The sequence below is a fragment of the Neoroseomonas soli genome, from assembly GCF_018129065.1.
GTDB classification, from domain to species: Bacteria; Pseudomonadota; Alphaproteobacteria; order Acetobacterales; family Acetobacteraceae; genus Neoroseomonas; species Neoroseomonas soli.
In genome coordinates this window covers 1-671 of record NZ_JAAEDM010000210.1, presented here as the reverse complement: position 1 = coordinate 671, position 671 = coordinate 1, and the positions used below count along the sequence as shown (strand labels likewise).

At 65.0% G+C, this 671-nt stretch carries 2 protein-coding genes; both read right to left on the bottom strand.

Features of this window, described 5'->3' with window-relative positions:
• On the bottom strand, positions 1 to 359 hold a 359-nt coding region (locus tag GXW76_RS25510), incomplete at its 3' end, for an Ntn hydrolase family protein (RefSeq protein ID WP_211864939.1).
• A 63-nt stretch (positions 360 to 422) separates the two neighbouring features.
• Positions 423 to 671: exopolysaccharide biosynthesis protein (locus tag GXW76_RS25505; RefSeq protein WP_211864938.1), on the bottom strand; the 249-nt coding region annotated here is incomplete at its 5' end.

The following is a 671-nucleotide window of genomic DNA, read 5'->3' as shown; positions in this document are numbered from 1 at the left end:
CCGCAGACCCGCAGCTGGATGTTCGTCGGATCCGCACAGACCGCGGCCTTCTCCTCGAAGAGAAAGCTGCGCAAGCGGTCTGCGACCTGTTCAACCGTATAGGCTTCGGGATCGAGCCGCCAATTCCCGTGGTCCGCGCTGAGACCGGCAAAGCGTCGCCGCAGGTCCTTGAGGAGGGTCTCGACAGACTCGTTCCCGATGCCACCCGATCCGGTGGACATGGCCCCTATGGACAGGCCTTCGCATAGATTGGCGATCTTGTGCGCGTGTGCGTAGACCTGTCCGCTCTCCATGGAACCCGCGCTATCGGCGGCCATGACGATGCCGTCGTTGATCTTCACCGAGACAATGACCGTCACAACGAGACCCCTTCCTGCGGTGATGCCTTCAACTGCGGTCCCTCGCCGCGCGCAGCCTCCCGCTCAGAGAAGGCCGGGCACCCAGCCCGTGGCACTTGCCGTTTCCCATATGACGATGCCAGTCGCCGCGAGGATGGAGAGTGCGGCCAACAGCGCGGTGCAGAGCAGCAGGCCGTCCTCCTCCAGATACGCGAAGGCGATCAGCGTGGTAACCAGGGCGGGCAGGACATTGCTCAGCGGCACCGGGGCAAGAAGGCAGGCGCCCAGCAGCAGCACGATGCCGCCGACCACCCGCTTCGTCGCCTCGAACGG